Origin of the sequence: Wolbachia endosymbiont of Drosophila bicornuta (assembly GCF_028982105.1) — a bacterium.
Taxonomy (GTDB): domain Bacteria; phylum Pseudomonadota; class Alphaproteobacteria; order Rickettsiales; family Anaplasmataceae; genus Wolbachia; species Wolbachia pipientis.
In genome coordinates this window covers 1-6,621 of record NZ_JAPQLF010000034.1, presented here as the reverse complement: position 1 = coordinate 6,621, position 6,621 = coordinate 1, and the positions used below count along the sequence as shown (strand labels likewise).

At 36.4% G+C, this 6,621-nt stretch carries 6 protein-coding genes and 1 pseudogene; 1 reads left to right on the top strand and 6 read right to left on the bottom strand.

Annotation, left to right across the window (positions count from 1 at the left end; all coding sequences use genetic code 11):
- Window positions 1–51: 51 nt before the first annotated feature.
- Window positions 52–189, bottom strand: a complete 138-nt coding sequence (locus OZD68_RS00370) for a hypothetical protein (protein WP_182309227.1) — start codon at window positions 187–189, stop codon at window positions 52–54.
- 50 nt (window positions 190–239) lie between these two features.
- On the opposite strand from OZD68_RS00370, the gene OZD68_RS00365 reads away from it, so the two are divergent.
- The gene (locus tag OZD68_RS00365) at window positions 240–404 is read left to right on the top strand and encodes a hypothetical protein (RefSeq protein ID WP_182309228.1); all 165 of its coding nucleotides are present in this window, start codon (window positions 240–242) and stop codon (window positions 402–404) included.
- A 624-nt stretch (window positions 405–1,028) separates the two neighbouring features.
- On the opposite strand, the gene OZD68_RS00360 is transcribed toward OZD68_RS00365, so the two are convergent.
- The 5 genes and pseudogenes from OZD68_RS00360 to OZD68_RS00340 all read right to left on the bottom strand — a co-directional run.
- Window positions 1,029–3,032, bottom strand: coding sequence for a WD0745 family porin (locus OZD68_RS00360; RefSeq protein WP_182309229.1), 2,004 nt, complete (start codon window positions 3,030–3,032; stop codon window positions 1,029–1,031).
- A gap of 179 nt (window positions 3,033–3,211) precedes the next feature.
- Entirely contained in the window at window positions 3,212–4,060 is an 849-nt protein-coding gene (locus tag OZD68_RS00355) for a 3'-5' exonuclease (RefSeq protein WP_182309230.1), read from the bottom strand.
- On the bottom strand, window positions 4,053–4,937 hold the full coding sequence (gene era, locus OZD68_RS00350) for a GTPase Era (protein ID WP_182309231.1): 885 nt from the start codon (window positions 4,935–4,937) through the stop codon (window positions 4,053–4,055). The genes OZD68_RS00355 and era overlap by 8 nt, the downstream gene beginning before the upstream one ends.
- Window positions 4,938–5,187: 250 nt before the next feature.
- Window positions 5,188–6,108, bottom strand: a complete 921-nt coding sequence (locus tag OZD68_RS00345) for a cytochrome d ubiquinol oxidase subunit II (protein WP_259365961.1) — start codon at window positions 6,106–6,108, stop codon at window positions 5,188–5,190.
- A 66-nt stretch (window positions 6,109–6,174) separates the two neighbouring features.
- Window positions 6,175–6,314 (bottom strand): annotated as a pseudogene (locus tag OZD68_RS00340) (ubiquinol oxidase subunit II); the annotation flags it as partial.
- Between the last annotated feature and the right edge of the window lie 307 nt (window positions 6,315–6,621).

Here is a 6,621-nt window from a genome sequence, read left to right as displayed (position 1 = left end):
AATAATAAGCTACTGATATTCTCCACCTTTTTTATCTTTAATCCATCATAGCTAGCGATGCAACAAAGCCGGCTGGATTCCAGTGTCAAGCACTGGAATGACACCATTTGCTGTGCAGTTTATAGCACTTCTCGCAATAGTCCGAATAGCATAAGATATGTGCTTATGGCTATGGTAGAGCAGTAGCATATTATGATCTGTTCGGATTATTGTAAAAAGGGCTATACCTTCAAAAATGAATGTTCGTACAGCTATGGAATAAATCGCGGTATGACGGTTCGCAGCGGTATAGTATAGCTCTTTTTACAATAATCCGAACAGACCGTAATATGCTACTGGCCTGCTATAGCCATAAACACATATCTTATCGCATTCGGACTATTATAAGAAAGGCTATACTTTAGTGATTGTACTTATTTTACTAAATTTTTTAGTATCGGCTTTACATTTATAGCACTTCTCGCAATAGTCCGAATAGGATAAGATATGTGCTTATGGCTATGGTAGAGCAGTAGCATATTATGATCTGTTCGGATTATTGTAAAAAGAGCTATAATTCTCCAGCTAAATGATTTTTTAGTGTGGTTTGCATAGGGGCCTCCTGCTTAATTGATTAAATTTGAAAGTAGCTATACGGCCAGTAGAATAAGGGCAGTGTGTTCTTTTCTCATCATCTAAGTAGCCATAAAGCGTCATTCCGGTGACCATAGGGTGTCATTCCAGTGCTTGACACTGGAATCCAGGAAATTTTGCTTGTAAGTAAGCAAACTGATTTGGTGAGCATAAAAAGTGGCTGATCTTATGCTGAATAAACGCTTTTGATGAAGTTGCATGGAAAGCTGGATCCCAGTGTCTGGGCACTGGGATGACATCCTTCTTGGTGGAGTGTCCTCAAATCACAATGTTCGTACAGTTGTGTGTCACGCACTGGGATGACAGGAGAGAGGACACCATATGTTTATTTGATCTACAAATAAACACTAACAGACAAGAATACACCACAGTTAACTGTGGTGTGTACTGGCTGGTTAGAAAGAAAACTTCACACCAGTAAGAAGGAGAATTCCTTGGTTAGAAGGTACATCAGCATCAGACTCATCTTTCAGCTTACCTGTTTCGTTAGTCATAAAATAATGGAGAGCTGCGTAAGGAACAAATTTGTTCTTACTGCATGCAGGAGACAGATCATATTGAACGCCAAGTGCACCATCATGAAGCATATCTTTGTCATTCATTCTGCTGCCAAAATACGTCAAACTTGTGTAGATATTCTCATTTTGATACCCAGCTCCTACAGTCCAATACATGGTATCTATACTATCTTTACCAAATTGAGCTTTCAGCCCTTCCACTCTTTTGCCATCAGTAGCATCTTTACTATCAATTTCCGTATAGGTATCACCAATCAATTTTTTAATACCATTCGGTTGACCAGATTTGCCCAAGTACGCAAAAGAGGCAGCAAACTTTACGCCTTGATCTTCATTAATCTTATAATCAGCGCTTACACCAAAATTAACACCCATCAGGTCATTATACTCCACAAATTCCTTATAAAGATGCTTATCTTTACTTGGTTGCTTTGGAAAGCCATACTCACCAACTGCAGAAGTTTTAACTTTTACATTATATTTATCAAAGTCATATTCGTATGATGCACCAGCACTTACTATGTGCTCATAGTCTGGACCGACATGCCTTATCTTATCTTTTACCTTACCGTTTTTCTCTTCTTTTTCTTTCACAATAAACAAGCTACTATCATAACGAGGTGCATAACTGATGCCAAACCTTGCGCCCATATAATTTGGTGAGTAGTAGGCAACTCTAAATGGCAGTGTAGTCATAACGCCTTTGTTATATTTCCCTGCCATGCGGAAAGAGAATTTTTCACTTTCACTCGAAAAACTTTCAGTGTAAAGACGTGGTGTTACATAAAATGGAAAGCTAGCAGCGCTTCCTTCTAAGTTCACTTTTCTGAACCAGTCACTATCTGCAGCTCCGTCAACAGTCGCAATTCTTGTTGCATCAAGCCTCATCAGAGCCTCAGGACCAAATTGGTAACCAAGCTTCACGTCACCATATTTTGAGTTAACAAACACATGGGCACTTCTGCCTTTTGCAGCATAAACACCCTGTGAAGCTCCCTTACCTTCGGTCACTGGAACATGAAACTGCACGTCAGCACCATAAAGAAGACCTAAATCTTCATTCTTATTTTCTGCTCTGAGGTGCAATATCGCGTCAGCAATCATACCCATATCGTTGCTGTAATCACCAATATTTCCTATTCCTTCATAGAATATTGGATTTGCTCCTCTTGTTATATCTGGAGTGGCATTATAATACTCTGTAGATCTGTTTGGCATAACGTTATAACGTTTATAATCTGCGCCACTTGGTCCAGCTTTGCCATAACCTTGAGCATCAACAACACCACCAAAAGTTATTCTTAAATTACTTTGCCCTTGATTGGTATCGATAATATCAACTCCACCAACTGAAACAACAGGACTTGCCTTACCTTTTTCCTCTGTATTTTTGTTAACAACTTTTATATCCTTCTTTACATCTTTAGCTTCAACTTTAGCATTCTTAGTTTTAGAAAGCTTAGTTTTTGAAACTTTACCTTTTTCTATATTAGAATTCTTAGCGTTTAGAGCTTTCGCTTTTGAATCCTCTATAAGCTTTGCTTTTTTCTCATTTGCTAGCCTGATCTCCTCTTTTTTCTTCTGCTCGGCTGCTAATCTTAGCTCCTCTTTTTTCTTCTGCTCGGCTGCTAATCTTAGCTCCTCTTTTTTCTTAAGCTCTTCAGCTTTTTTTCTTGGATCAGCATTACATATTCTGTCCATCTTTTCTTTCAGTTTTTTATTTGATGTTTTCATAACTTCCACTTTTCCAGAAGTTTTTGTGCTCTCTTGCTTTTTTATTTCCTTCATACTCTCATCAGGAAAGTCAGCTGCAAAACTGCTGAAAGAACATAAAGTTAATAAAGAAACTAGAGCAGTTCTAGTATACATAGACTTTTTCATGAAGTGCCCCCAAAAAATTTCGAAATCATATCTTAAATGTAAATAGTATAAAAATGTTGAAAATTCAACTTAAAGCAACCTTATAACGAAAATAAAAGTAAAATGCAATACCTTAAAAGCAACTTTCTTAATATGCTCAACGTGTATATTAACCAAAATTTAGTACAGAGGTTCGATTGTTAGCGCATTATAACTCGACTATTTATTCTATGGAAGTAAAATTTTCCACCACAAGTTATTTGCCATTCTTCTTTAAATTTCTTTAGGTATTCTTTTTTTTCGCACTCTAAAAGCAGCTCTTCCACACTTTTGTTGTAGCTTTCAGTAGTAATCCTTCCCTGATGATGCATGAACCTTAAGTAAATCAAATAAGTGTTAATTACATCTGTTTCACAATAATCTCGAATCTCTTGTATCTTGCCGCTATCGTATAAGTCCATAACTTGTGACCCATCAACTCCAATCTTACCAGGAAGATTAAATGCTGCACAAACTTCGTTCATTTTTACTCTCGCAGAAGCTCCAAAATCAGAGAGGGATTCAAGCAAATCACAATGCCAATCACTGCTATATCTCTGATTGTAACTATTCCACTTATCGCCAGCTTTATGAAAATATTCTGCTTGAATGCCATGGACCATAGCACGATACTTCAGCACTGGTATATCAAAAGTGCGTCCGTTGAACGAAACTAATCTTGGCTTTTTCTCTGATATGTAGTTAAAAAATCCTTTCACTAGCTCCTTTTCACTGGAATTTAGTGTGCCTCCAGATCTTATTTCTTGCAGTGTGAACACCTCATAACCACTCTGGTAGCTTATATTGCAAAGTAAAAAACTAATAACTACAACAAGGTGAAAAGGCTGACGCAGAAAAGAGTTTTGCCCGTTTGTTATTTCAAGATGATATTTTGTTAATGCATCCCTCTTCTCTTCTACACTACTATCATCACTAATATTGAGTAAATTTTTGCAGGAATTTACATCTGGTATAGTTTCAATATCAAATACCAATAAAGAATTAAGCATTGCCTATATACTCCTCCGGACGGTCGATCCAAGGTCGCACTTTCACAAATAAAAAGAGGTGTACCTTGCACTCAAATAATTTTTCTAGTTCAGCACGCGCTTCGATATTAATTTTTTTAATATTACTGCCATCTTTTCCTAGTACTATTTTTTTATGACTATCTTTCAACACAAATATGATCTGTTTGATGACTAAACTCTTATCTTTTTTTTCCTCAAATTGTTCAGTTATAACAGCTGTAGAGTATGGCAATTCTTCACGCAAGTTCAAGAATAATTTTTCTCTCGTAATTTCTGCTGATAAAAAATTTGTCGAGGAATCGGTTATTTGATCTTCTTCATAAAACCAGGGGCTCACCGATGCAACTTCAGACAAGTAATTCATCAAATCAGAAAGTCCATCATTCTTTAATGCTGATATCATAAAAACCTTTTCAAATTTATAAAGCAAATTCAGATGCTCATGCGCCATCTTTAATTCAGGCCTTTTTACCAAATCAGTTTTATTGATAACCAAAATGCATCTGCCTTTTGTGCGCTGCAGCCGCATAAATATAGTCTTAATTCTTTCTATATTTTTCAAATAATTGCTTACATCAAGAAGCAACAAAGTGATGTCACTATCCTTAACTGCCGACCATGCAGATTTGACTAAAGCTTTTTCAAGTTTTGTTTCTGCTGAGAAAATTCCTGGGGAGTCAGTAAAGACAATTTGTGTGTTGTTGCATGTTGCAACACCCCTTATTTGCGTCCTTGTTGTTTGCACTTTAGGTGTGACAATTGCAATTTTCTTGCCTATGATGCTGTTAATGAATGTAGACTTCCCAGCATTTGGTAAGCCAGCTATGGTTACAAATAAGCATTTTTGTTCTTTCACAAAGAAAATTATAAAGAAAACTGAATGCCCGCGTCAAGCTACTTATATGACAAGAAGGATGACAGAACCCTTTTTGGTTAGCATGCAAAAAGGAAAAAAACTTATTCTACAAATTAAAAATACAATATACTCAAAAACTTTTCAGAAAATCCATAGGAGGGTTTGCTAATGAAGGTTATTGAGTTGACGCCATTGCCTGAACGACTGCTTGATTTAAGGGTAACGTTTTAACCATAAGGTCACTAACTCCTTAATATGTGTGTTCATAATTTGATTTTCCACGAAAGACATAATAGCAATAACCAGTGTAAGTTAAAATGATTGGTAAAAGAGGTATTATAACAATGAGCATTAAAGATAAACTTGGCCCAGAAGCGGGTGCATCCAGAATGGTATATTGAAAAGGTATAATCCATGGGTAGATACTAATTCCTAAACCTAAATATCCAATAAAAAAAATAGCAATACTGAGAAAGAATGGACGGTACTCCTGTTTAGTATTCTGAAGATCAAACCACAGCATGAAAAATAGCCAAGATGTGAGTAATGGAATAGAAAATAAATAATAAAAATTTGGCATGCTAAACCAAAAGTTTTTAATACGTTCATTTAAAAATGGTGTCACTACACTCACTAGTCCCATGAAAATACCTACAAAACCAAGCGTATAAGAAGCAACCTTGCGTGCCCATTCTTGTGTTATATTTTCTGTCTTCATTATGAGCCATGTAGAACCTAAAAGTGCATATCCAAATATCACAGCAATGCCTGTCATTACACTAAAAGCACTTGCCCAATCAAATTGGCCACCAGAAAAGTTGCGTCCGTTTACTTCTACACCATGTATAAATGCACCTAAAATCATGCCTTGGCAAAGTGCAGCACCAAGCGACCCAAAATGAAAGGCATAATCCCATAATCGCCTGTATTTTCCTTCTGCCTTAAAACGAAACTCAAAGGATACTCCGCGCACTATAAGGCCAAGCAGCATAATAATGATTGGAATATAAAAAGCAGGCATTAATATTGAATATGCAAGAGGAAAAGCAGCAAATAACCCTCCACCAACCAATACCAACCATGTTTCGTTTGCATCCCAAAATGGTGCAATTGAGCTTATCATGTGATCACTGCATTTATAGCTCTTTTTACAATAATCCGAACAGATCATAATATGCTACCGCTCTACCATAGGCATAAGCACATATCTTATCCTATTCGGACTATTGCGAGAAGTGCTATATCTGACGGTGCAAAAGGAAGTAAAATACCAATACCTAAATCAAACCCATCCATTAAAATATACAGTAAAACAGCTATGGCAATTAGTAATCCCCAGATTAGGGGTAAATTAATTAAGGAAGAAAAATCAAACATGATTGTTGTCCTTTCCAGATGTACCAGCACCAATCACTGAAGCTCCAATACCGTGTTTATAAAATTGCTCTTCTTCTTTAATGAGAGGAATTCCTTTGTATATAAGTTTCAGAATATAGTAACTACCTGCTCCAAATATTAAGGGTATACATAACGATAAATGCAATCAAAGACCATGCAACCTGAGGACCGGTAATCGCAGATGAAAATGATTCAATTGTGCGCATAATTCCATATACCATAAGCGTCAAGTTAAGGAAATAAAGGTATGAAAGAGATAGAATAATAAGGTATAAGTTCTCCAAGA